Here is a 24,407-nt window from a genome sequence, read left to right on the forward strand (position 1 = left end):
TTTTTTAACGTTTGTATAACTTATTGTGTACAAAGTATAACAAAATTTCATAATATCAACATAAATATTTATAGTACAAAAAAACAGTTGAAATATAAAAAAATTCAACTGCTTTTGCCTTATAAAGGTCCACTTAAACTAATTTACTTAACTTAATGCCTATGTAAATGCTTTAAAAGCGCTGTATTCTAGGGAATGTATTTATTAGTTACTATCCATATTCAATCGTTGCTGGTGATTTAAAAATAGCTCGAAATAAACTTACAATCTGTCATATTTTAAAATAACAATTATAATCTTTTTAATATTTTAATTTTCGATGTTTCACAGATATCTATATTATTAGATAATGCTAAAAATTCTACGGCTTTACGATGAGTTTTCATTTTATATTGTAATGTATACATATATTTATTATTTGAAAAATCATATAAATTTATTAAATCAGGAACAGAATCATATGTTAAAACCCAATTAGTTTTTAATTTATTTATTTTTTTTGCTATAATTTCATGTTCTTTCATTGATTTAATGGGTAAATACAATCTTTTACCTTGATTAACATATGGGGGATCAATAAATATTAATGTTTCTTTATCTGTGAAATTTTCAATTAAATTTAGAAAGGTTTTTTTAGAACTTATAATATCGATATTTTTAACAGAAATTTCATTAGAATATTTTCCAATTTCTTCTATTAAAGGACGCAGTCTGCTTTTATTATATTCATAATTAATTTTCCATTTTCCATTTTGTTTCATTCCACCAACAGGTGTTGCTCCTCTTAGTATGCCTGAAAAATTTGTTCTATTTAAAAAAAATGTTGAAAAACCTAAGTCTAATAGTTCAAAGTCATTTAGGTTATGTTTATTTTCAAGGTTATTGAATATATCTTTTTGCTTTTTCCATTCATTTATGTTTATTTCTGTATTGTCAAATTTTTTTAAAAATTTTTTATTATATTTGGTAATTGAAATCCAAAATGAATATATTGCCAAATCTAAATCATTTAGTGTAATATGTTTTACTTTTTTATTTAGTAATAAATATATACCAATTCCTGCTCCACCTGCAAATGGTTCAACATAGTTATTAATATTATATTTAGAAACAATATCTTCAATAAGTGGTGCTAATTTTAGTTTTCCTCCTGGGTATCGTAAAGGAGATCTCCATGGACTCAAAACTTCACCCCCTGATTTTAAGTTAATTATGTTGTTTTTCTTTTACTTTTTTAATTTCTTCAATTAAGTCATCGGAAAAGTATTTTTTAGATGTAAGTTCATTAGAATTAATATTACTTCCAGCTACTTTATCAATTATATCAATCATTTTTTGCATTAAATTTTTACATCTTTCATTATCCCATAAAATCTTATTAATCTTATTACATTCACGTTCGGTTTCTTTTGAAGAAGAAGGTTTTTTGATATTTCCAGTTATATAAAAGTTAATCATGAACAGTATAAAATATTTAAATTTTGCATATTTTCTTTCAAAAATTGAATTTCGAATATAAAAATTATACTTATAAAGTGCGTAAGAAGATGTGTAAAAAGCAATTTTAGGATTTTTAATATCAAAGACTTTTTCAGAAAAGTCTTTATAGAGTCTTCCATAGTATCTACTTGCATAGTGAGGAATTCCTAGGAACATTGAACTATAAGAACGTAAGGCAATAGCCATTGGGACAATTCTCACCTTTTCAAGGCCTTCACTGGAATTATATTGATTTGATCTACGCTCATAAAATAATCTTTTATTTTTATCATCTTTAAAAGTATTAAAGTATGACTCTAACTCTTTTTGTACCTCTGTTAAAGCAAGTAATGATTCCTCTTTAACAGCAGTTTGTCTATTATTACTAATTGTTATTTTTGTAGAAATAGATGGACTAGTTGGTACAATAATCTTTACAGGAACGTATATATTAGAATTTTCATTTATTTTATCTCTATTTTGATACATAACGTAAGATGTTTGACAACCATTGACAATCTGGTAGTTTTCAAGTACTAAATCACTTCGAACAGTTTTTGCATTATCTGCAACAATGGTTATTCCATTATTTAAAATAGACATGTCTTCAGGGTTATCAGAATTTATTGTTTCCTTAATCGCATTGTTTGTTTTTGTTTCTCCTTGGAAGTCTCTAACATTATCGTAAAAAAGTGATCGACGTAAATCTCCATTATCATCAACAATTAGTTTAATTAATTCTTTACCATTTAAAAATCCAAGCCAACCGTCTTTAACACCTGATACATCTGGTATTACTACTTTTTTATCAAAATTTATTTGTTTTTTTACTTTTGAATTAGATTCCTTAAAATATTCTCTTAGTTGTGATGCGTCGATAGGTTTAAATTCGAAATTGTCAAAAACATTTAAATTATCGATTTCACTTTTTATATTAGAAATTTTAGATTTTAAATTTTTATCCTCTTGGAACCATTTTCCTGTAGTTACATAATATGCTCGTCCTTTAAATTCATTGACTGAAGAACTAAAATTATTTATTATTTCATTTGTCATTTCCCATTTTTCTTTAAGTTCGTTATTTTGAATTAGGGATGGTTTTTCTTTTAGAATATCAGATATACCATCGCCAAAAGTTCTCATTTTGCTTCCTTCAAACTTTGGGCTTATCTTAGATTGTATTAAAATCATAAGTATATTTAGCTTTTGATTTTTGTTAGCTAAAATATCATCTAATTCTTGTTTGTTATTAATGAATTCACCATTTATTAGGAAACCTACAGTATCTATACCGCCATCGTTTCCACCATCAATTATCATGTTATCGATATCATCATAACTAAAATCATTATCCATTAGTTTAGAAATTATACAATACGTTGAAAATGATTCAAATAATGACTCTTCACTCAAAGAATTTTTTAATTCCATTTTTTCTTTAAATTGGTTCATTAAGCTTTTAATTATTCTATTATTCAAAAAGACCTCCAATAATAATCACTATTTTTAAAGTTTATTCGTATTCAATCGTTGCTGGTGGCTTACCAGTAATATCATATAATACCCGGTTAACTCCAGCGACTTCATCAACAATTCGTTTGGAAACCTTACCTAAAACTTCCCAAGGAACTTCTGCATATTCAGCAGTCATTCCATCGACAGAGGTTACGGCACGAATCGTGATGGCTTCGTCATAAGTTCGTTCGTCACCCATGACTCCAACACTGCGAATCCCGGGAAGGGCAGTGAAGTATTGCCAAATTGTTTTATCTAGGCCAGCTTTGGCAAATTCATCACGCAAGATAGCATCCGAATCACGTACCATGCGTAAACGTTCGGGAGTTACTTCCCCAATAATTCTGATTGCTAAACCAGGACCAGGGAAGGGCTGACGCCAAACGAGTTCTTTAGGCATGCCAAGTTTTTCTCCCAGTTCTCTAACTTCGTCTTTAAAGAGTTTGTTTAAAGGTTCGATTAGTTTAAATTGTAAGTCGTCGGGTAATCCGCCAACGTTATGATGCGATTTGATTGTTTGGGCAGTGTCGGTTCCTGATTCAATTACATCAGTATAGAGCGTTCCTTGTGCAAGAAAGTCAACATCATCGAATTTACGGGCTTCTTCTGAGAAAGTATCAATAAATTCTTTACCAATGATTTTTCGTTTCTTTTCAGGATCGGTAACGTCTTTTAGTTTGCCTAAGAATAACTTGCCAGCATCAACAAAATCAATATTTAAACCAAAGTCATCACCTAGCGAATGCAAAACTTGTTGTGCTTCGTCTTTTCGCAACAAACCATGATCTACAAAGACTGAGACTAATTGATCACCAATAGCACGATGCAGTAAAACAGCGACAACTGAGGAATCAACTCCACCGGATAATCCTAGTAAGACGCGCTTGTCGCCTACTTTTTCACGAATGGTTTCAATTGCATCATTAATAAAGTCTTCCATGGACCAGTTGGCTTCAGCACCCGCAATATCGAAGACAAAGTGGCGGAGCATCTCGCGACCTTCGTCAGTTAAGTTAACTTCAGGGTGGAATTGAACAGCATAAAAACCGCGTTCTGGATCAGCCATTGCTGAGATTGGACATGAACCGCTGGTTGCGGTAATTTCAAAGCCATCTGGAACTTTGGTAACAAAATCACCATGACTCATTAAGACAGTTTGGTCGGGTTTCAAATCCTGGAAAATTTTAGATTTTTTATCAGTAATTTCAATTTTAGCCTGACCATATTCACTATTGTCAGCGGTAGTAGTTTCACCACCTGGCAGGTCATGTGCCATTAATTGCATTCCATAACAGATTCCTAAAATGGGAATCCCAAGTTTAAAAATTTCTGGATCAACATCTAATGCATTTTCTCCGTTAACACTATTAGGACCACCGGAAAAGATAATGGCTTTCGGGTTCATGTCTTTAATCTGAGCGGCAGTGATAGTGTGTGGTTTTAATTCTGAATAAACACCCATTTCACGAATGCGGCGGGTGATTAGCTGATTATATTGACTCCCGAAGTCTAAAACGACTACGGAATCATAATCACGAATGGTTTTTGCCATTAGTATTCCTCCTATTTTTGATAATTAGGTGCGCTCTTAGTGATGAGAACATCATGAGGATGAGATTCGCGTAATCCGGCATTAGAAATGCGGACAAACTGAGCGTTGTGTAAATCATCAATGGTACGCGAACCGGTGTAGCCCATTCCTGCTCGTAAACCACCCATCATTTGATAGATAATGTCGGAAACGTCGCCTTTGTAAGCAGTTTTTCCTTCGATACCTTCGGGAACTAGTTTCTTTTCAGCTTTGACTTTTCCTTGGAAGTAACGATCTGATGAACCATTTTCCATAGCAGGAATTGACCCCATGCCACGATAGACTTTAAATTGTTTGCCATCGGCACTTTCTAAGATTTTACCTGGAGCTTCGGTAGTACCAGCAAGCATACTACCAAGCATTACAGCATTTCCTCCGGCAGCAAGGGCTTTGGCGATATCACCAGAGTATTGCAAACCACCATCAACGATGATTTGTTTGCCGTATTGTTCGGCAACTGCAGCACAGTCAAAAGCAGCTGTGATTTGTGGAACTCCGACACCGGCAACCACTCGCGTAGTACAAATTGAACCAGGACCAATTCCAACTTTCACAACATCTGCGCCAGCTTCAAAAAGATCTTTGGTAGCAGCGGCAGTAGCCACATTTCCAGCAATTAAAGTTTTATCTGGAAATTTAGCTCTGATTTCAGTAATTTTATCAAGGACGCCTTTAGAATGTCCATGAGCAGAGTCAAGCACGATGGCATCTGCACCAGCATCGAAGAGACTCTTAGCGCGGATGAAAGTTTCTTCATTAATTCCCACTGCAGCAGCTACAAGGTAGCGACCATTTTCGTCAACGGCGGCTAAGTCGCCTTCAACAGCGGCATTTTTAACGTTTTCAACTTCTGCGGCTTGTTGTTCCGGCGACATATTTTTATGTACTACACCAAGTCCGCCGTTTTTAGCCATTTCGATAGCCATTGGTGCTTCTGTGACAGTATCCATTGCGGCACTTAAGACCGGAATGTTTAAGAGAAGATTATTGCCTAATTTTGTTTTTAAGCTGACTTGGTAGGGAAGCACATCACTTGCTGCCGGAACCAAAAGTACATCATCATAGGTTAATGCTTGATGTTTGCCAAACTTGTTTTCCCAATTATCCATTATAATTCTCCTATTATTAAGTTGTAGTTGTTAATATAATAGATTAGCAGATATTTTCGTTAAAATCAACGCTAATAACGAACACTAATGAAAGAAAAAGAAAATAACGTACGTAACCGAATTATTGCTGAATAAATTAAATTAATGGTCGGAAATCAGTGCTGATTTCAAAAAAATGCAGCTTAATTTAAGTGAATTTACTAACTTGATTTAATTGGTACAATCTCTGCTAATAATGGTAAAATTTAAGTAAATTGAGTAATAAGAAAGTTGGGTTTAAAATGGACGAAAAATTTAAAAGTGTACGAGGAATGGAAGACATTCTTCCCGGAACAACCAGCGTTTGGCAACGGATTGAAGGAACTGCTCGTGAAGTATTTGCCCGTTATAACTATGCTGAAATGAGAACGCCAATGGTCGAAAAGACAGACGTTTTTAGTCGCACATCGGGAGATTCATCAGATATTGTAACGAAACAAATGTATACCTTTGAAGATAAAGGTGATCGAAGTATTACGCTCCGTCCAGAAGGAACTGCCGGAATTGTACGTTCTTTTGTAGAAAACAAATTATTTGGACCAGAACATCCAAAGCCGGTCAAAGTTTACTACATGGGACCAATGTTTCGTTATGAACGTCCAGGTGCTACGCATAACCGCCAGTTTTATCAAATTGGGTGTGAATCAATCGGAGCAGTTAGTCCGCAAATTGATGCCGAAGTTATCAAATTAGCTCTCGATATTTTCCATGGCTTAGATATTGATGATTTACGCGTTGAATTAAATACCCTTGGTGATGACGAGAGTCGAAATGCTTATCGAGAAACATTAGTAGAATACTTTGCACAATTCAAAGATGAGTTAAGTTCTGATTCACAACGTCGTTTGGAACAAAACCCCCTACGGATTTTAGATAGTAAGGATCGTGGCGACCAAAAAATTGTGGCTAATGCACCTAAATTAGAAGATAGTCTCAATGATCGTTCGAAAAAGTATTTCCACGATTTATTACAAGCCCTTGATATTTTAGGCGTTGACTATGTAATTGATGACCGTTTGGTTCGTGGACTGGATTATTACACCGACACTGTCTTTGAAATTCAAGCTAAGGCACCCGAGTTTGGCGACGACTATACCACTATTTGTGCTGGTGGTCGTTACAATAATATGGTACAAGAATTTGGCGGTCCTGAAATGGGTGGAGTTGGGTTTGCCTTTGGGGAAGATCGGTTGGCCACAGTGGTTCAATCTGAAGAAACTGAAGATGTACTGGATTACTTTATTTGTACTGATACTAAAGGTAAATCAGAAGATGAAATTAACACTATCTTTGACCAAGCTTTGAAGAAAGCAGAGGAACTTCGTGATCAAGGCAATTCAGTGGAAGTTAATTTCCAACCACGTAGTATGAAGAGCCAAAAGAAAGAGGCCTTTAAACTTAACAGTCAAAATACGATTGTAATTGAATAATAATTTCCAGATAAAAACCGCTCATCGAAATGATGAACGGCTTTTTTATTCATGAGTAGTTAAATCTTTTAACTGTTGATAAATATAACCAAAATTATTTTTATGAACCAGCACAATCAGAATGTCGCCAGGATGAATCTTAGTCGTCGGCTGGGGAATGATAGTTAAATTTCCGCGTTTAATCGTAATTAAAAGAGAATGCCCCGGCCAATCAACGTCTTTGACAAATTCATGAGCAATTGGACTGAATTCAAACACAGGGACTTTGACTAAATCAGTTGCCTCTCTTGAATCAAGATAACGCTTGACCTTCGTTAAGCGTTCGGCAAGAGCTTGATAAATTGGCTGACTGCCTAATGAATCAGCAACTAGGTAAGAAACTAGTACGACAATCGCTAACGACATAAAATTATGCGTGTTTCCCACTAGTTCGGTAATTAGAATCATCGAAGTAAATGGAGCTTTGCTGACCGCCGTAAAGTAGCCGGCCATCCCAAAAATCAAGAAGTTATTGAGCAGACCGTTATTAACCAAGCCTAATTTAGTGGATACGTCTCCATAGACTGCTCCAATTAATGCACCAACTGCCAAAATCGGCATAAAGAATCCACCGGGAATGCCGGCTCCATATGAGATTAGCCCGAATACCATTCGTAAGATTAAAAAGAGAATCAGCATTTGCAACGGAAAACTTTTCGTAGAGGCCAGCATAATGATTTTGCTTCCGCCGCCAATAGTATCAGGAAAGAAAATTCCAATTGGAATTACGAGAATGATAGGAATGATACACATAAAATACCAGGGAATAAATTTGATTTTAGCAAACCACAGCGGTAAATCTAGTAATCCAGCATTATAAACGTATCCCAAGACTCCTAAAATAATGCCAAAGGGAATTAATTGCCAATAACTAGATGGTTGTAAATCGTGACTGTAAAAAATGGGCAAGACAGGTTGCAGTCCAAAGACATTGATCGAAACAAAATTGGCGGTGATGGCTCCAGTTAAAGACGAAAGCCAGATTAATGGTTGGAAATTGCGATAAATTCCTTCCATTACAAAGAAAGTTCCAGCTAATGGGGCACTAAAGGTTGCAGACAAACCAGCAGCTGCCCCTGTCGCAATTAGAAGTCGGCGTTTTGATCCATACATATTTAGTCCATAAGCAACTCCTTGACCAACTGCACCACCTAGTTGAATCGATGGACCTTCACGACCCATGTAAACTCCAGTTCCATCGGTTAAGACGCCAGCAATAAATTTGCGCCATAGCACGGAAAACCAGTTCATCTCCAAGTTTCCGGCTAGTTGAGCTTCGACTTGGGGAATTCCCGAACCACGGATGCTGGGGTTACCTTTCATTAGCAATCCTACAACTATTGCAATCAAAATAAATACTGGAATAATGATCCACAAAACGTTGATATTATGCCAGACTGCTTGATAGGCATTTAAACTATATTGAATGCCGTTTTCAATTAGAATTCGAAACGCAGAAATAACAATCCCCGTTAGAGTTCCAATAATGGCACTGATTCCCACAAATTTTAAATTAGTAAAATCAAATGGAAGTTTTTTACTCACAATTTTCATCTCCAAATTAATGTTTTAATTATATCATTTTCCAAAAAAATGCACATTTTATGGTAAAATGATACAAATATAACAACGAAAAAGGAGTAATATATGAATTCAAACGCTTTATTATCGAAGGTTAACACGTTATACTTAATTACGTTGATTGCAGCTATTATTGAATCAGTTTTGCTGATTCCGGTCATTGGCGGAGTAATTGTCGTGTCAACACTTTGGTTTCCTTTAATTGCTTTGATTGGATTATATATTGCCGGTTTGGTGATAGTTAGTCAGGCAGAAACCACTGGTGGATCTGATCGGTATGCAACAGAATTATCAACTGCAAAAACCAAGTATATTGTTGGAATTGCTTGTGCTGCGATTGCTTTCATCCCCTTCATCGGCTGGATTTTGCACATTGTGATGGCTGTGATGATGTGGTTGCAGTTTGTAACTTGGACCAATATCAAAGAAAAATTAAGCAAAGATAACATCATTGCTGACGTAAAAGCCGAAGACGTAAAATCTGATGATGACAAAGAAGCTAAATAATTTATAATTTCTGAGATGTCCATAGCAATTGGGCATTTTTTTATTCGATTTGAGATGATGATAATGAAAAAGAAGCGAACGGAACAAAAAACAAAACAGAAAAAACAAAAAGAAAAACGAGTCTGGACGAGAGTGATTTTAAGCCTGCTGGTGATTTTAATCATTGTCGGCGGCTTTGTCATGTACTTATTATTTAACTACGCGTTTGAACGTGGTGGTTTCAGCACGCAGCTGGGAACAAATGTTAATACTGAGTGGTATGATAATACGCCATCGCAAACCTGGACACAGAAGACTAAGGACGGCTTGACGCTAAAAGCTCACTATATCCCTGCCAAGGAGCCAACGAATAAAACGGTTTTGGTAGTGCATGGTTATGGGGGATCTGCGCAACGCATGAGTACTTATATTCGGATGCTTCATAAAGATGGTTACAATGTGCTGGCTCCTGATAATCGGGCCTTTGGTCAAAGTGGCGGTAAGTACATCGGTTACGGTTGGAAGGATCGAACTGATTTGACGAACTGGATGCATCAGATTAATGAATATAATCCACATTCCGAGATTGGAATGTATGGGATTAGTATGGGTGCTTCCGCTGTCATGTTTACATTGCCAAAAGCACCCCATAATGTGAAGTGGGCAATTGCTGATTGTGGTTATTCGAGTATTTATGAAGAATTAAAATATGAGTTAAAAAACTTATTCCATCTGCCTGCTAATCCAATTTTGCCAATTGCGACGGTTTATTCCAAAGTGTTAGCTGGTTATAACTTTGAAGATGGGGATACGAAGCAGACCTTGAAACATAACGAGATTCCATTGTTTATTATTCATGGGGATGCTGATACCTTTGTTCCAACGAAATTTGCCTATGAGAATTATCGGAATAATCATGGAAAAGAAAAACAGCTGTGTATTGTCAAAGGGGCTTCGCATGCTCATTCTAAACATGTTGAACCTGAACAATATCAAGAAAAAACAGCTGCTTTTGCTAGTAAATATTTTAATTAAAATAAATCCATCACGTAAAGTGGTGGATTTTTTAGTTTAAATTCAAAATAATATTGTAAAATTTAGTCAAAAATGGGTTAATAAAATAATAAGGATATTTTTAGAGAGACTTAATCTGGGATTGGAGTATTTGCTATGAAGCACAATGGTTTAACATTTTTGACCAAATGGTTTAATAAGACGATTATCATACTTTTTACCGGGTGGATGCCTTTGATATTATTGGGGGCTTTGAATGATCAAAATTTGAATCCATGGGGATTAACTCCACTAATCTTGAAGTTGGTGATTACTGGAATCATTATGTATTTAGTGATTTTTAAAACACCATTGAAACATTGGGTGGTACGTTATCGCTTCTGGCTAGTAAGTTTATTAACTATTACAGCCATTATTTGGCAATTTATGCTGGTATTTAACATATCCGCGCCAATTGGATTTGATGTTGGAACAATTCATCAATCTTTAGTGAATCATAAAGTTGCCAGTGGATATTTGTCGCTTAATCCAAATAATTTTTTCTTATTCTATTTTCAACATACAATTTTAAATTTATTTAATTTAAGTCCGAGTTGGATCAACGTTAATTTGCTTAACCTAGTGTGTTTAGACTTGTCATTGGGGTTAAATGCAGTGAGTATTTATGTACTTAATCATCGAGCTTTGCTGCCATTATTAATTTTACAAGATATATTGATGTTGTTATTGGTTCAAGTAATCGTGCCATATTCTGATGTGATGGTACTGCCGTTTGTTTCATTGATGATTTTGGGCTTTGTGATTGCTGAAAAAGGTAAAAATACTTTTTTAAAATATTATGGAGTGGTGGTTTGTGCAATTGGAGCATTATCAACGTATCTCATGAAGCCGTCTTCCATCATTTTTATACTAGCTGTGTTGTTATGGATGTTGTTTAATTTTTCTGCTGTTGCAATGACACGAAAAAAAGTAATGAACTACGTCATAGCGGCGGGATTGTTTGGAATCATCTTTTTCGGTGGAGTTAGTAGTTTTAAGCATTTTGAGTATCATGACAAATTAGTTAATGTGACTAAAGACCAGGGTGAGCCCGCTACGCATTTTATGGCGATGGGGGTTTCTGATCGAGGCGGCTGGAATGCTGAACAGGTTGCTAAAACACAGGCGATGAAAACCAATAAAGAACGATCCGACTATTCGCAAAAAATTATTCAGCAACGATTTAAAGAGTACGGAATAATTGGCTTTATACAGTTTTTTATTAATAAGAATTACGCTAATACTTCAGATGGAACGTTTGGCTGGTATCACGGTGATGAACCCTACATTGTTAAACCCGCTAAAACTAAACTTCAAAGTATTTTTTATGAACAAGGAACTCATTTTCACGATTATCAATTTTTAGCACAGATTTTTTGGATTATGAATATCTTATTGTTAGGACTTGGTTTTGCAATGGTTGATAAATATACGCAAATTTTTCGGTTAGCAATCATGGGTGGATTATTATTCCTATTATTATTTGAAGGTGGTCGAAGTCGTTATTTGATTCAGTTTTTACCTTTAATGCTAATGCTGAATGCTTTAACGTTTGCTGCAGCTAAGGAAAAATTAAAGCAACTGAAGATGGTGTTTAGTTCTCAATAAAACTAAAAAAGTTATCTTAATTAAAATTTAATTGAGATAACTTTTTTTATTCAAATAAATCAGATAAAGCTATTTTAGCTTCTTTAAGAGCTTTTTTTATCTAATGTTTCGCTTATTGTCCCATTTCGTGCAAAAAAATCGTAACCTAGAATTTGAGCGACGGCATATCCTTTTATTTTAGGCGTATTAATTTTTATTGATGGAGAAAATTTTGGTTCTTTGTGAGTTATTGGGAATCCTGCTATCATTCCAGTTCCTAAATTATAGTAATTTCCACTAAGTACTAGAAATGGTCTTCTAATATTTTTGTTAATTTCATTGTGACCGCCATATTCATGTCCAGAATGAGGTTCTGCATCTATAAAAATGATGTCACCTTGTTTTGGTCTATTAATCCCAGACATTTTCTTTTCCTACAGTATGAAAATTATCATTAAGACTTAACTTTTGTCTTTCGTTTTGAATTTCAGATGGATTACAATTTTCATAAATATTTTGATGAGCTGGTTTAAAAGAAATAACCCCATCTTTACTTACTTCAGGTGTATATTCCATATTTTCTTTAATTCCTAAACTAGATGGAATAGTTATCATTATTGAATTACCTTGCTTTCGAGTTTTAACCACCATTAATATCACCTCATAAATTTTTTGTTTTATAGTAATTATATATGTAATTACAAATATTGCAAATTTAAGCATTAATATTCTCAATAAAAATAAAAAAGACTTCAAGCAGTTAATTCAAACTGATTGAAGTCTTTTCAATTATAATTTTAAAGTTTAACCATTACCGTTTTGGAATGAAGGGTAAAGAGTCATTCCACCATCAATGTAAAGTGAGATTCCAGTAACATAACTTGCTTGATCAGATGCTAACCAAGCAGCACCGGCAGCTACTTCAGAAGGTTTACCAATCCGACCCATTGGAACCATTGAAACAGTTTCTTCGTAAGTCTTTGGATCAGAAAATTTCTTAGCATTGATAGGAGTGTTAATGGCACCTGGACAAATTTGGTTAATCCGGATGTTCTTCTTAGCGTATTCCATTGCAGTGGTTTCAGAGAATAGCTTAACGCCACCTTTACTTGATGCATAACTTGCAAAAGTAGGCCATGGAATTTGTTGGTGAACTGAAGAAGTATTAACAATTACACCTTTTTTATTGTTAGCAATCCAGTAATCTAAGGCAGCTTTAGTACCTAGAAAAGTACCAGTTAAATTAACTGAAATAACAGCATTCCATTGATCTAAAGTTACTTGATCAGTAGGACATTTCTTTTCTAAACCAGCATTGTTGTAGAAGACATCTAAACCGCCAAATGAATCAACAGCAGTTTGAACCAATCTATTAGCGCTAGCTTCGTCACTAATATCTCCTTGTTCAATAACAGCTTTTCCACCATTTTTTTCAACAATGGCTTTTGTTTCATTAGCAGAATCGACATTTTTGTGATAATTAATAACAACGTTCATGTGTTCTTCACCTAAACGCGCTGCGATAGCAGCTCCAATACCAGAATCACCACCAGTGATTACGGCAGTTTTTCCTTCAAGATCTTTGTACATAACCATAATATTACCTCTTTCTTATCATTTACATTGCACTATAAGAATAACATAATCATAAATTATACAATAGGATAATGTCTGTTTAAGTTGTGTACAATATTATTGCATTATAAAAAAGGGCATGTTATGATAAGTCTGTAAGTTATATATGAGGAGGAATAAATCATGGAACTAACAATTACAGATCCAGCAATGGACTATATTAAAAAGAGATTACCAAACGCTAAATATTATTTATTAGCTACTGATGATGGTTCAAACCAATACTCTAAAGGTGGCGGATCATGTACCGTTGGCGATACTTTCCAAGTAGTAGGGGTTAATAAATTAGCTGCACCTTACGACATTAAAATGGAAAATAATCAGGATGTTCCTTTCTATACGAGTAAAAATGATGAATCATTCTTTGATAAGGGAATGAAGATTGATTTTAAGAATAACTGGTTACAATTGAAAAATGATGGTGAACTAATGGATGGTCAAATGACTACCAACGACGCTACTAAAGGCGTTGAAGATAATGGCATGGATGGCGTTATTGGTTGCTAATTAAATATTAATGAAAAGAGTACGTAAACATTTCGTTTACGTACTCTTTTTGAGTTAAATTTTTATTTATTTCATAAAAAAAGAACCCACCATAGTGAGTTCTTTTTTAGATTACCATCTTAAGATAGCAGCAACTTTTTTGTCAGTTGGCATGTCAGAAGCAGGAAGCATAGTAACGTCACCATCAAGACCTAATACAGTAAGTGCTAAAGTATTAAGTTCGTTAGCAGGACGTGATCCTTCGGTGTTAACTTCAACAGTTTCACCGTTGTCTTTGCTTTCAACGTAAGCGTCATCTTGAATAATCAAGTTAGCAATACGATCTTCTTCAGCAGCTTTCATGATAGTATCGAAGTCGTCAGTAGCTTTCTTAGCTCCATCGGCTTTATCATATTCGCCTTTGATAGCTTTTTTACCATCAGCAACGAATTGGTCATGAATAGTTTGAGCAATATCTTGGGCATTTTCACCAGCGTTTTTAACAGCACCGTCAATTTCAACAGATTTATCAGTAACGAGGTAAGGGTTATGCGAAGCTTTTTTGAAACGACCTTCATCTTCGGCGTTAGCAACAAGTACTAATGGGTTATGGTCTTTGTCTGAGTAACGTTTTTGTACGTACTTATCAACCATTTCGAAGTATTTGTGTGTATCCCATTCGGCATCGTTAGTCTTAGGGTTTTTGATAGTTTCTGTTTCAGTCTTGTCGCTATCAAATGGATCTTGGGTATCATTATCAGGTTGAGTAACGTCAAGATCTTTAACGTTGTCTAACTTGTATGAATCACGTTGCAAGAACAACATATCAAAGTCGGGAACAAACTCTAATTGTTTTACGATTGGGAAAATTTGAAGTTTGTCGCTGAATGAGAATGCTGGTTCTGGAGCATAATTTAATTTAACGGCTTTTAATGAGTCGTTAGTTACATAAAGAACTACACCTTTAGCGATTGAAGCGTTAGGTTTTAAAGTCTTCAAGTAGTTCTTAATGTGAAATTCGTAAGCGTTCCAAAGATCTGGTTTGTAGATTTTTTGGAATGCATCCTTAGCTGAATCAATTAAACTGTCAGTTTGGATTTTATCTAATCTAGTATCATCTAGTTTAGGATTCAATGGAATAGTAATAGTTACGACTGGGCCGTTTTCGGCTTCCAAGTCAAGTAAGTCTTTAATTTGACCTTTTTGATCATGTTTAGACATGTAAAAAAACCTCCGTTTTATTGAGTACTACTTATATTTTAACATTTTACGAGTAAATTAACACGTTATATTTTATCTGTAACTAGCATTTTTAGCAACCAATTTGCGGCGAATAAGAATAAAACAATGATGATTAATAAAATAATCACTTGCAATAGGCTACCTTTTAAGATGGTATTTCCACCTAAGGCATAGATTAATGCTACTGGGAAAGTACCTAAGACGGCAGTTAGCATTACGATTTTGGGACTATACTTCTTTTCTTCAGCAGCGGCTTCCAGACTGACTAGATAGGAAGGAATCATGGGGATAGAATAACCAACGAGCAATTGAGTCAGGGGATTCTTAATTCTTTTAAGATGTCTGCTGTATTTATTGTTTTTATACTTTTTTTCAGCATCTTTTTTAAAGAAAGAAATGAGCTTAATCGAAGCAATGTTTCCCGCTCCAATTGAAATCACGTTGATTAAGGTTCCCCAGAAAACGCCAAAACAAAGTCCTGAAAGGACAGCAATCGGCATGACAGGGATTCCTGGTACTGAGGTACCAATGTACAGTAACAACATTAAAAGTACTACATCGACTAAACCTTGGCTTCTAATGGCATGGATAGCAGCAGGTCGTTCTTTAGGATTAAACAACATCTCAATTTGTGGCTGGTAATCCTTAAAAAGAATGTAAAGCAGTAGGACTCCAATTAAGGCAGCTGCAATTTTGAAAATAGTAATGCGATGAGTTTTAATAAAATTCATGAATACAATCCTTAATTATTTATTAGCGTTCTTTAAAACATTTTGCGCAATAAATGAAGCGTATTTTGGTGCTCCTTCAGTGTTATGGTGAGCTTGATCAGAGTAAAGCCATTCAGGATGCTTTTCAACATAGCCGTTCCAATCAATTATGTGGAGATTTTTGTATTTTCCAGCAGCCTTGTTAAGGGTGTCATTAACTTGATTTTGCCATGGCTGCGTAGGTACATGGGCATTAATCCAAAAGGCTTGCCGCTTGGAGCCGACAGTACTCATAATCTGCTTGACCGTCTCAGGAGAAACGTTTCCGTTGGTTCCTAATCCAATAATGACATTGTTACCAAGGAGACCTTTTTTATCAAGACTACGGATTTCTGGAACAGCTGAGGCAGATTGGCGAGAAACTTGGGCGTCAATGTAGAGACGAGGAAAAATCTTTTGTAGGTCATCACGTCCAGCTAGCATGACAGAATCACCCACTGCGCTTCCAGAAAGGTTTTGCGCTTCTTTCAGTTGAGCAGCTGACAGACCATCTTTTTTAATCTGAGCTTCATCTTTGGCAGACCGTTTGACCTTTTTGCCGCTTTTAATATTTTTAGCTAAGTTTTTGTTATAGCTTTTAGCTTCTTTGGCATTTTCCTGAATATGATTAGCTAATTTAGTATGGTTAGCCTGCTTGGGATTAATAATAGTAGACTGGAAAATACCTAAAGTTCCAAGTAACATGATTAAACCAAAGATGATACCACGAAGTCGAATCTTTGAAAGAAGAGATAATATCTTTGAAAAAATCGATTTGTAATTATACTTGGCAAAAGGATTACCGACAAAACGATAAGAAAGTTCTGAAATGACTACAATCAAAATGATTTCAATGATTCCGTATAAAAGTTGATGATCAGCTACATCTTTGAATTTATCGCCGAAAAAGACAAAAACAGGTAATTGATAAACATAGATTTCGTAACTACGTGAACCGATCCAATCAAACACAGGGTTGGTCATAAGGTTATTCCAATGACTAGCATTAGAAACGATGGCCCACATGGCTAAGACTGTAAAACAGGAAAATAAAAACATACCGCCATGGTAGAGAAAGGTTGATTGAGCCCCAACAGTGAAGACAATCACTAGCATTCCAATCATTCCCAACAAACCAGTGATATCAAAAAAACGTGTCTGGTTTTGGTTGGGACGTTTGATAACACGATTACTTGGCCAAATAACAGCTAAAGCAGCTCCAAGTAAAATAGAAAACATTCGAGTATCTGTTCCATAGTAAACACGACTAGGATCAGCACCTGGTTTGAAAAGAACTGCCATCAAAATCACTGAAAGCAGCGAAAGTCCAATAGCAACGTAAAAAACACTGCGCTTATTTAGGGATCCATGTTTTCGTTTGTTAAAGATACTCAATAATAATACTGTGATTAATGGCCAAATGAGGTAAAATTGACCTTCAATTGCCAATGTCCATAAATGTGTAAAGGGTGACATGGAGCCAGCAAAGTTTTGAAAATATGATTGACCGTTGGCAATTTCGTACCAGTTATAAACATATGTAAGGTTAGTAACGACACTTTGCCATAAATTAGCCAATAAATTGCGTTGAAATAACGTGATATATGCTGCAGTTACAAATAACATCACAATCAGCGTTGGGTAAAGACGTTTTAAACGTTTATACCAAAAGTGACCATAGGAAAAATTTCCAGTGGCACTATATTCACTAATTAAATGATCAGTAACTAAATATCCTGAAAGAGTCAGGAAAACTGGAACTCCTAAATAGCCCCCGCTAAAAAGGTTAGGATTAAAGTGATAGAGAATTACACAAATGACTGCTAAGGCTCTAAGACCTGTGAATCCGGTAATGAATCGATGCTTTGTTGGCTGACTAACCATAATCGTTCCCTCTTAGTTTTTTAAATTTTTTACCAGTCTTAATAGTACAACTGAAAAGGGCTGTGATACAACCGAAAGCAATAAAAAATTGCAGAATTAAATTTTAATCCTGCAATTTAAAAATAATTCATTAGATTCATTTAAAATCCAAGTAAAAAATTTTAATAAACAAAAAATAGAACCCATCCAAAGCGGATGAGTTCTATTAATTTAAATTGAATTATTTAGCAGCTTTTTTATCAGCAGCCTTATCTTTGTTTTCTTCAATTACAATTGTACCGTCCTTAAGAACAGCCTTAAGATTTTTAACATCTTGGTGATCTAAGTAGTACATAGCAATCTTGTCACGTAATTGTTGTTCAATTACACGACGGAGTGGACGAGCACCCATTGCTTCGTCATAACCTTGTTCCATCAACCAGTCTTTAACATCTTGGGGAATGGTAATAGTCATGTCTTTTCTAGCTAAGGTATAGTTCAAGTTTTGAATCATCAAATCAACAATCTCGCTTAAGTCTTCCTTAGTCAAGTGAGTAAATTCAACAATTGCATTGAAACGGTTCAAAAATTCAGGTCTGAAGAATGGTGCCAAACGGTCCATAATCTTCATATCTTCTTTTTGGTTCTTAGTCATTTGGTTGTCACCGAATCCGGCATTTGAAGTAGCAATGATAATAGTGTTCTTAAAGTTAACCACGTTACCTTGTCCATCAGTCAAACGACCATCATCCATAACTTGAAGTAATAAAGTAACCACTTGTGGATTAGCTTTTTCAATTTCATCAAGTAATACGATTGAGTAAGGATTTCTTCTTACACGTTCAGTTAAGGTGTTACCGTTATCGTTGTAACCAACATATCCGGCAGTAGCACCGATCATCTTAGAAACAGCAGTTTCATCTTGGTATTCTGACATATCAAGTCTGATGATTGAATCTTCATCGTTAAACATGTCTTTAGCTAATTGTTTAACTAATTCAGTTTTACCAACACCAGTAGGTCCAACGAATAAGAATGAACCGATAGGACGGTTACCTTCGTCAAATCCGGCACGGTTACGACGAATGGCATCAACAACAGCGTCAACAGCTTCGTCTTGACCAATGATATGTGATTTAAGACGTGAACCCATGCCTTTCAATCTTTCCATATCGTTAGTACTCATCTTAGCAACTGGAATACCAGTTAAACGTTCAACTGATTCTGCGATGTCTTCAGGCTTAGCAACTGGTTCTTCAGATTTGTCTGATTGGTTGTTAAGTTTCTTTTCGATTTCAGCAATCTTAGCTTTATCTTTAGCAGCTTCTTCGAATTTTTCAGCTTTAGCATTTGCAGCTTTTTGAGCTTTAGCAGCTTTAAGGTCTTTTTCAAGACTAACCTTGTCAGTAACAGGGTGTTTAGCAGCTAAATGAGCAGCAGTCATATCTACAAGGTCAATAGCCTTATCAGGTAATGATCTTTGTGGAATGTATTGATCTGAATATTCAACAGCTGCTTTTAAAACATCGTCAGGTAATTTAACTTGGTGATGTTTTTCGTAAGCGCCACGAATCCCTTGTAAAATCTTCAAAGTAGTTTCTTTACTTGGAGCATTTACAGTAACATCATTGAAACGACGTGCTAAAGCAGCATCTTTCATAATAGTGTTACGGTATTCATCTTGAGTAGTAGCACCAATGATTGAGATTTCACCACGTGAAAGAGCAGGTTTCAAGATATCTGATAAACCTTTTCCACCAGTTTCGTCACCAGAAGCACCGGCACCAACGATTTGATGAATTTCATCAAAGAAGATAATAACGTTTTTACGTTCTTCAACTTCTTTAACTAATTTTTGAATATTCTTTTCATATGAACCACGGTATTGAGTACCGGCTTCAAGAGAAGATAAATCAATTGAAATAATTTGTTTGTCTTTAATAGTTGCAGGAACGTCACCATTGACAATCTTTTGTGCTAAGCCTTCAACGATGGCTGTTTTACCAACACCAGCGTCACCAACTAAGATAGGATTGTTTTTGATACGGCGACTCAAGATTTCTGCTGTTTCTTGGATTTCTTTATCACGGCCGATAACTGGATCAAGAAAACCTTGCTTAGCTTCATCAGTTAAATTACGACCAACTTTGTCTAAATAACTTTCAGCTTGTTGCTGTTGTTGACCATTTTGTGCGCCACCAGCAGCATTATGACTGCCTTGTTGGCCAGGAATTTGTCCTGTTCTTCTCATTTCAGCAACTTGTTCAGGAGTTAACTCATGTCCGTTAACCATGTAACGTGCATTTGCGTCTCCATTTCCCATGTTGCCAAATAAACTACCGAAAATGTCATCCATTCCGCTTCCGCCGAATGGGTCGTTTCCAAAACCATTGTTTGCCATAAATAATCCTTCTTTCTATAAAATAGAGGCAAAGTTGTTCCTAACTTTTGCTTACATTATAAACATTTATTAAGAATTATTACAGTATTTTGCTCAAAAAATACAAAAAAGGTTAAAAATAGTCAAAATTAAATAAATTTTTGAATTAATTGCTTAACTTTAACTATAATTTTTCATTTCATTTATTATGTCTTTCTTAAAAAAAGTTTAAAAATAACTTTTCTTTTGATAAACTGGTATTATTGTGGTTGATTGAATTATAAACAAAATAAAAAGGGGAATAAAGATGGACGAAAGTCGTATGCAAAAAGACGAACCTGAAAAAAAGTCACATAAAACCCGCAATAGTATTATTGTAGTGATTTTACTTATCTTGTTGGCTGCCGTTGGTTTTGGTTCATATAAATATATGTCGATAAAAAACGCTGTTGACAAGTCTTATAAAAGTGCCGGTATACATAAAGAAAGAGATACAGCAAAACTTCTAAAAGATAAAAAACCAATCTCAATCTTGTTAATGGGAACTGATACAGGTGAATTAGGTCGTGATTATAAAGGTCGTACCGATACAATGATGGTCGTTACTATTAACCCTCGGACTAATAAAACGTTGGTTACTAGTATCCCTCGAGATACAGCTGTTAATATTCCTGGTTATGCTAGTGATTCTCCAGCAAAAATCAATGCTGCCTACGCATATGGTAGCGCTAAGACGTCAATTGAAACCGTTCAACAAATGTTGAATATTCCAATTGATTACTACGCAGTTATTAATATGCATGGTTTAGAACAGATTGTTAACCAAGTTGGCGGAGTAACAATTAAACCAGAATTAACGTTTGATTATGAGGGCTACCATTTTGAAAAAGGCAAATCAACACAAATGAATGGTAAAAAGTCCTTGGCATATTCCCGAATGAGATACAGCGATCCTCGTGGTGATTTTGGTCGTGAACAACGTCAGCGTCAGTTGTTAGAAGCAGTTGTCCAAAAGAGTGGATCAGTTTCTTCATTATTAAATAAAGGCTTTATTGATTCAATTTCTAAATCAACTCAAACTGATATGAATTTTTCTGATTTGACATCAATTGCCGAACATTATCTTGGCGCTCGTAAAAACATGGAAAATACTTACTTACAAGGTCAACAAGGCGAAATGATTGATGGACAAAGTATGGAAGTTACACCAAAATCAGAATTACAAAAGACAACTAATAATATTAGAACTAGTCTAGATCTCCCTTATAAAGAAACAGGAAGCATTGCATTACATTAGACGACACATTGAAAAAGGAGTTTTGAAAATTGGAATATACGAAACTTAATTATTTGTTATTTAAGATGGGTAATTTATTTAATAGTAAATTGTTTATGATTGTTGTTGCGTTGGTAATTATAATTGGTGTTACATTGTTTTTTGTTTATGATTATAAAAATGATGGACCTGTTTTATCACGCCCTAATGATCATAACGAACAAAAGGGTAAGCATTCCAAAAAAAGAAATGGGAAAACTGAAATTTGGTTGGCAGTAATTCCAGTTATCATTTTGCTTGTTTTGTTTGGAACAAGAATGGCACTTTCTCATGCTTCTGCTCCAGATACTATTGTTCCTAGTAAAACAGAGAAAAAGGTAGCTACTGGTAAAGTTGTTTGGGTAAATAACAGTACTGGTAAAGTTGGGATAACAACTAAAGATCGTAAAGATGATAATCCAATTGTTGCTAGAGTAAACAACATTCCTGTAACCCCTGACACACCACTAATCTCTTCTTATGCGGGAACAAGTATTAGTAATAAGCAGTTTTTAAGCTTGACCGTTGGGGATAATGTGAAAATTAACGTACATCCATATGAATGGCTATATAAAAATCATGATGAATATGGTAACGATGAACATGCTTCACATGTTATTAGTATGTTAAATCAAGCTAAAGTAAATGGAGAAGTCATCAAAATTAAAGCTGATTCACATACTAAAAAAAATTCAAACAAAAATTTAAAATTAAATCGAGCTAAAGCACAAAATGCAACTTATTCAAGTGGGTTAGGATATTAAAATTAGTTTTCAATAAATTTTTAAGTATAGAAACGATTTGAGGAAGTTAATTAATGATAAATAATTATATAAAAATGTTGAATAATGATTCATTTCAAAACATTAGAAGTAAATTAGTATGTACATTTTTTGGGGTTTATACTTTCTTGATGTTTTCTACTCTGCTTTATGCTTATTGGCTACCCCAATATGGAATATTTTTTGGTGTAATTCAAAAAGTTGCATCTTTAGTACTTATTTTGGGTTGCATCGAAAGTTTGGTTTTAAGGAAACCTAATTCATCATACCTAATTTATGTTTTATTAATTATATTAGGGGTTATCGTTAAACATTCCTCTACTATTGCTTTTCCACTTTGGTTTTTTGTTGTTTTATTTATGATAAGTGGGATTGATTTCAGAAAAATTGTTAAGATATTTTTCTATATAACTGGAATTTTGACTTTTATAACAGTTTTTTTAGGATTTTTAGGATTAATTCCCACTTTTTCAGCACCACGTGGGACATCTCCAGATGGAAGTGTATTATTACGTCAGGCACTTGGGTTTAATTGGGTAACGCTGTCTTCTCAATTATTTTTCTATTTAGTACTTTGTTATATTTTTTTGAAAAAAGGAAAGATAACCTTAAAACCATTAATCATTATTTTTATTATCAGTGTTTTTCTTTACGAAGAAACTAATACAAGAAATGCTTTTATTCTTGAAATTCTTTTAGTTTTAATTTTTGGACTAATGAATACAAATTTAAAAGAAGTTGTTTTAAGAATAGTTGAAAGCAAATTTATTGGTGCATTATCCATCATAATTTTTCCAGTCGCCACATTTATTTCTATGCTATCGGCATTTTTAGGTAATAATAGTTCGTTCATGACCAAACTTGATGTATTGATGTCAGGAAGAATAAATTTATCCCATATTGGATTAGAAAGATATGGTTTAAGCATGTTTGGAACCAAAATAACCTATAATACTTTTAATACTAGGTATGGTTTAAAAGGAATATATTTTTATTTGGATAATTCTTATATACAATATTGGTTAAATTTTGGGACTATTTTTATCTTAGTACTAATCACTCTTATAACTATTACGTTAATTTGGGAATATAAGCAAAAGCGTTGGTATATTTCTCTTATATTTATATTTATTGCACTTCATAGTTTGGGTGATCCACAGCTTATTTATTTACAGTATTCGCCATTTGTTTTAATTGTTGACCAAATGATTGATAAATTTCGTATAAATAAACTTTTTTTAAAATGAGGGATAATTATAAATGGACATTAAAATATTAGTTGCATCTCATAAAGATTCTCCAATGCCTAAAGATAAGATGTACCTACCTGTTTTAGTTGGAGCAGATAAAAATTATAATGGTCAAAAAGGATTTCAACCTGATAATCAGGGAAATGACATTTCTTCAAAAAACCCCAATTACAATGAGTTAACTGCTATTTATTGGGCATGGAAAAATTTACACAATGTAGATGCTATTGGTCTTGTACATTATCGTCGCTTATTTAGTAAAGGGCATGCTCGATTATTAGAAAATGTTTTGACGGAAAACCAAGTTATCAAAATGTTAGAAAAAGCACCTGTTATTTTGCCACGAAAACGTCATTATTTTGTAGAAACTATTAAGTCACATTATATTCATTCACATTATCAAGAACCCCTTGATGTCACACGAGAAGTTATAAAAAAAGACTTTCCAGATTATTTATGTTCTTTTGATAATGTCATGAAAAGCCGTTCAGCACATATGTTTAATATGTTTATTATGAAAACAGATTATTTCGATGACTATTGTGAATGGTTGTTTTCAATTTTAAACAAAGTAGAAAGTAAAATTGATATTTCGGAATATTCAGTTCAAGAAGCAAGAGTTTTTGGCTATCTTTCTGAACTATTAATGGATGTTTGGATTCAAAAAAACAATGTTAAATATACTGAATGTAATTGGATTCAAATTGGTGATCGTCATTTGATAAAAAAAGCATTTGGATTTATTAAACGTAAATTATCAAGTAATGTTGGCAAGGATGAAACTCATTATTAATTA

At 34.2% G+C, this 24,407-nt stretch carries 21 protein-coding genes; 9 read left to right on the forward strand and 12 right to left on the reverse strand.

Annotated elements, in window-relative coordinates; genetic code table 11:
* Window positions 1–290: 290 nt before the first annotated feature.
* The 4 genes from BHU33_RS03335 to guaB are packed head-to-tail and all read right to left on the reverse strand — an operon-like array spanning window position 291 to window position 5,694.
* A complete protein-coding gene (locus BHU33_RS03335; protein WP_054646042.1) occupies window positions 291–1,184 on the reverse strand; it encodes a DNA adenine methylase in 894 nt (297 codons plus the stop codon).
* 22 nt (window positions 1,185–1,206) lie between these two features.
* On the reverse strand, window positions 1,207–2,958 hold the full coding sequence (locus BHU33_RS03340) for an AIPR family protein (RefSeq protein WP_054646041.1): 1,752 nt from the start codon (window positions 2,956–2,958) through the stop codon (window positions 1,207–1,209).
* A gap of 34 nt (window positions 2,959–2,992) precedes the next feature.
* Window positions 2,993–4,546: a glutamine-hydrolyzing GMP synthase gene (gene guaA / locus BHU33_RS03345; RefSeq protein ID WP_056997729.1), complete on the reverse strand. Its 1,554-nt coding sequence runs from the start codon at window positions 4,544–4,546 to the stop codon at window positions 2,993–2,995.
* Window positions 4,547–4,557: 11 nt separating this feature from the next.
* Window positions 4,558–5,694, reverse strand: a complete 1,137-nt coding sequence (guaB, locus tag BHU33_RS03350) for an IMP dehydrogenase (protein WP_056997728.1) — start codon at window positions 5,692–5,694, stop codon at window positions 4,558–4,560.
* Window positions 5,695–5,975: 281 nt separating this feature from the next.
* On the opposite strand from guaB, the gene hisS reads away from it, so the two are divergent.
* Complete coding sequence (gene hisS / locus BHU33_RS03355; protein WP_054646040.1) at window positions 5,976–7,163, forward strand: histidine--tRNA ligase; 1,188 nt, start codon at window positions 5,976–5,978, stop codon at window positions 7,161–7,163.
* Window positions 7,164–7,208: 45 nt separating this feature from the next.
* Here hisS and BHU33_RS03360 read toward each other — a convergent pair whose 3' ends face one another.
* Window positions 7,209–8,756 carry a ClC family H(+)/Cl(-) exchange transporter gene (locus BHU33_RS03360; protein WP_054646039.1) on the reverse strand — a complete coding sequence of 516 codons (1,548 nt, stop codon included), beginning with the start codon at window positions 8,754–8,756 and terminating at the stop codon, window positions 7,209–7,211.
* A gap of 93 nt (window positions 8,757–8,849) precedes the next feature.
* Between BHU33_RS03360 and BHU33_RS03365 the strand changes: the two genes are divergently transcribed.
* The 3 genes from BHU33_RS03365 (at window position 8,850) to BHU33_RS03375 (ending at window position 11,930) form a co-directional block, all read left to right on the forward strand.
* Window positions 8,850–9,290, forward strand: coding sequence for a hypothetical protein (locus tag BHU33_RS03365; RefSeq protein WP_054646038.1), 441 nt, complete (start codon window positions 8,850–8,852; stop codon window positions 9,288–9,290).
* 63 nt (window positions 9,291–9,353) lie between these two features.
* Window positions 9,354–10,304, forward strand: coding sequence for an alpha/beta hydrolase (locus tag BHU33_RS03370; protein WP_056997727.1), 951 nt, complete (start codon window positions 9,354–9,356; stop codon window positions 10,302–10,304).
* Between the two features lie 213 nt (window positions 10,305–10,517).
* Window positions 10,518–11,930, forward strand: a complete 1,413-nt coding sequence (locus BHU33_RS03375) for a glycosyltransferase family protein (RefSeq protein ID WP_162260371.1) — start codon at window positions 10,518–10,520, stop codon at window positions 11,928–11,930.
* Between the two features lie 83 nt (window positions 11,931–12,013).
* Here BHU33_RS03375 and BHU33_RS03380 read toward each other — a convergent pair whose 3' ends face one another.
* The 3 genes from BHU33_RS03380 to BHU33_RS03390 all read right to left on the reverse strand — a co-directional run bounded on the left by BHU33_RS03380 (window position 12,014) and on the right by BHU33_RS03390 (window position 13,499).
* Complete coding sequence (locus tag BHU33_RS03380) at window positions 12,014–12,334, reverse strand: type II toxin-antitoxin system PemK/MazF family toxin (protein ID WP_065866164.1); 321 nt, start codon at window positions 12,332–12,334, stop codon at window positions 12,014–12,016.
* Window positions 12,321–12,560 carry a type II toxin-antitoxin system PemI/MazE family antitoxin gene (mazE, locus tag BHU33_RS03385; RefSeq protein ID WP_054646035.1) on the reverse strand — a complete coding sequence of 80 codons (240 nt, stop codon included), beginning with the start codon at window positions 12,558–12,560 and terminating at the stop codon, window positions 12,321–12,323. Before mazE ends, BHU33_RS03380 begins: the two co-directional genes overlap by 14 nt.
* A 153-nt stretch (window positions 12,561–12,713) precedes the next feature.
* Window positions 12,714–13,499 carry a glucose 1-dehydrogenase gene (locus BHU33_RS03390; RefSeq protein ID WP_054646091.1) on the reverse strand — a complete coding sequence of 262 codons (786 nt, stop codon included), beginning with the start codon at window positions 13,497–13,499 and terminating at the stop codon, window positions 12,714–12,716.
* Window positions 13,500–13,667: 168 nt separating this feature from the next.
* Here BHU33_RS03390 and BHU33_RS03395 point away from each other — a divergent pair, with 168 nt between their 5' ends.
* On the forward strand, window positions 13,668–14,051 hold the full coding sequence (locus BHU33_RS03395) for an iron-sulfur cluster biosynthesis family protein (protein WP_054646034.1): 384 nt from the start codon (window positions 13,668–13,670) through the stop codon (window positions 14,049–14,051).
* A gap of 111 nt (window positions 14,052–14,162) precedes the next feature.
* Here the strand turns inward: BHU33_RS03395 and BHU33_RS03400 are convergent, their stop codons facing one another.
* From BHU33_RS03400 to BHU33_RS03415, 4 genes are all read right to left on the reverse strand, one after another.
* Complete coding sequence (locus BHU33_RS03400) at window positions 14,163–15,251, reverse strand: baeRF3 domain-containing protein (RefSeq protein WP_054646033.1); 1,089 nt, start codon at window positions 15,249–15,251, stop codon at window positions 14,163–14,165.
* A 65-nt stretch (window positions 15,252–15,316) separates the two neighbouring features.
* Window positions 15,317–16,003, reverse strand: coding sequence for a VTT domain-containing protein (locus BHU33_RS03405; protein WP_054646032.1), 687 nt, complete (start codon window positions 16,001–16,003; stop codon window positions 15,317–15,319).
* Between the two features lie 15 nt (window positions 16,004–16,018).
* Window positions 16,019–17,905: an acyltransferase family protein gene (locus BHU33_RS03410; protein WP_054646031.1), complete on the reverse strand. Its 1,887-nt coding sequence runs from the start codon at window positions 17,903–17,905 to the stop codon at window positions 16,019–16,021.
* Between the two features lie 220 nt (window positions 17,906–18,125).
* Window positions 18,126–20,285, reverse strand: a complete 2,160-nt coding sequence (locus BHU33_RS03415; RefSeq protein ID WP_054646030.1) for an AAA family ATPase — start codon at window positions 20,283–20,285, stop codon at window positions 18,126–18,128.
* Window positions 20,286–20,571: 286 nt separating this feature from the next.
* On the opposite strand from BHU33_RS03415, the gene BHU33_RS03420 reads away from it, so the two are divergent.
* The 4 genes from BHU33_RS03420 to BHU33_RS03435 are packed head-to-tail and all read left to right on the forward strand — an operon-like array spanning window position 20,572 to window position 24,404.
* A complete protein-coding gene (locus tag BHU33_RS03420) occupies window positions 20,572–21,561 on the forward strand; it encodes an LCP family protein (protein WP_054646029.1) in 990 nt (329 codons plus the stop codon).
* A 29-nt stretch (window positions 21,562–21,590) separates the two neighbouring features.
* A complete protein-coding gene (locus BHU33_RS03425; RefSeq protein ID WP_056997726.1) occupies window positions 21,591–22,343 on the forward strand; it encodes a cytochrome c oxidase subunit II in 753 nt (250 codons plus the stop codon).
* Between the two features lie 53 nt (window positions 22,344–22,396).
* On the forward strand, window positions 22,397–23,608 hold the full coding sequence (locus BHU33_RS03430; protein WP_056997725.1) for a hypothetical protein: 1,212 nt from the start codon (window positions 22,397–22,399) through the stop codon (window positions 23,606–23,608).
* A 13-nt stretch (window positions 23,609–23,621) separates the two neighbouring features.
* Entirely contained in the window at window positions 23,622–24,404 is a 783-nt protein-coding gene (locus BHU33_RS03435; protein ID WP_054646025.1) for a DUF4422 domain-containing protein, read from the forward strand.
* Window positions 24,405–24,407 lie beyond the last annotated feature (3 nt).

The sequence above is a fragment of the Fructilactobacillus lindneri DSM 20690 = JCM 11027 genome, assembly GCF_002907375.1.
Lineage (GTDB): Bacteria > Bacillota > Bacilli > Lactobacillales > Lactobacillaceae > Fructilactobacillus > Fructilactobacillus lindneri.

Coding starts and splice junctions, on each gene's coding strand:
- BHU33_RS03360 (WP_054646039.1), bottom strand. CDS start 8,756: ATGAAAATTGTGAGTAAAAAACTTCCATTTGATTTTACTAATTTAAAA.
- BHU33_RS03405 (WP_054646032.1), bottom strand. CDS start 16,003: ATGAATTTTATTAAAACTCATCGCATTACTATTTTCAAAATTGCAGCT.
- BHU33_RS03415 (WP_054646030.1), bottom strand. CDS start 20,285: ATGGCAAACAATGGTTTTGGAAACGACCCATTCGGCGGAAGCGGAATG.
- BHU33_RS03410 (WP_054646031.1), bottom strand. CDS start 17,905: ATGGTTAGTCAGCCAACAAAGCATCGATTCATTACCGGATTCACAGGT.
- hisS (WP_054646040.1), top strand. CDS start 5,976: ATGGACGAAAAATTTAAAAGTGTACGAGGAATGGAAGACATTCTTCCC.
- guaA (WP_056997729.1), bottom strand. CDS start 4,546: ATGGCAAAAACCATTCGTGATTATGATTCCGTAGTCGTTTTAGACTTC.
- BHU33_RS03400 (WP_054646033.1), bottom strand. CDS start 15,251: ATGTCTAAACATGATCAAAAAGGTCAAATTAAAGACTTACTTGACTTG.
- BHU33_RS03370 (WP_056997727.1), top strand. CDS start 9,354: ATGAAAAAGAAGCGAACGGAACAAAAAACAAAACAGAAAAAACAAAAA.
- BHU33_RS03380 (WP_065866164.1), bottom strand. CDS start 12,334: ATGTCTGGGATTAATAGACCAAAACAAGGTGACATCATTTTTATAGAT.
- guaB (WP_056997728.1), bottom strand. CDS start 5,694: ATGGATAATTGGGAAAACAAGTTTGGCAAACATCAAGCATTAACCTAT.
- BHU33_RS03420 (WP_054646029.1), top strand. CDS start 20,572: ATGGACGAAAGTCGTATGCAAAAAGACGAACCTGAAAAAAAGTCACAT.
- BHU33_RS03395 (WP_054646034.1), top strand. CDS start 13,668: ATGGAACTAACAATTACAGATCCAGCAATGGACTATATTAAAAAGAGA.
- BHU33_RS03430 (WP_056997725.1), top strand. CDS start 22,397: ATGATAAATAATTATATAAAAATGTTGAATAATGATTCATTTCAAAAC.
- BHU33_RS03435 (WP_054646025.1), top strand. CDS start 23,622: ATGGACATTAAAATATTAGTTGCATCTCATAAAGATTCTCCAATGCCT.
- BHU33_RS03365 (WP_054646038.1), top strand. CDS start 8,850: ATGAATTCAAACGCTTTATTATCGAAGGTTAACACGTTATACTTAATT.
- mazE (WP_054646035.1), bottom strand. CDS start 12,560: ATGGTGGTTAAAACTCGAAAGCAAGGTAATTCAATAATGATAACTATT.
- BHU33_RS03390 (WP_054646091.1), bottom strand. CDS start 13,499: ATGTACAAAGATCTTGAAGGAAAAACTGCCGTAATCACTGGTGGTGAT.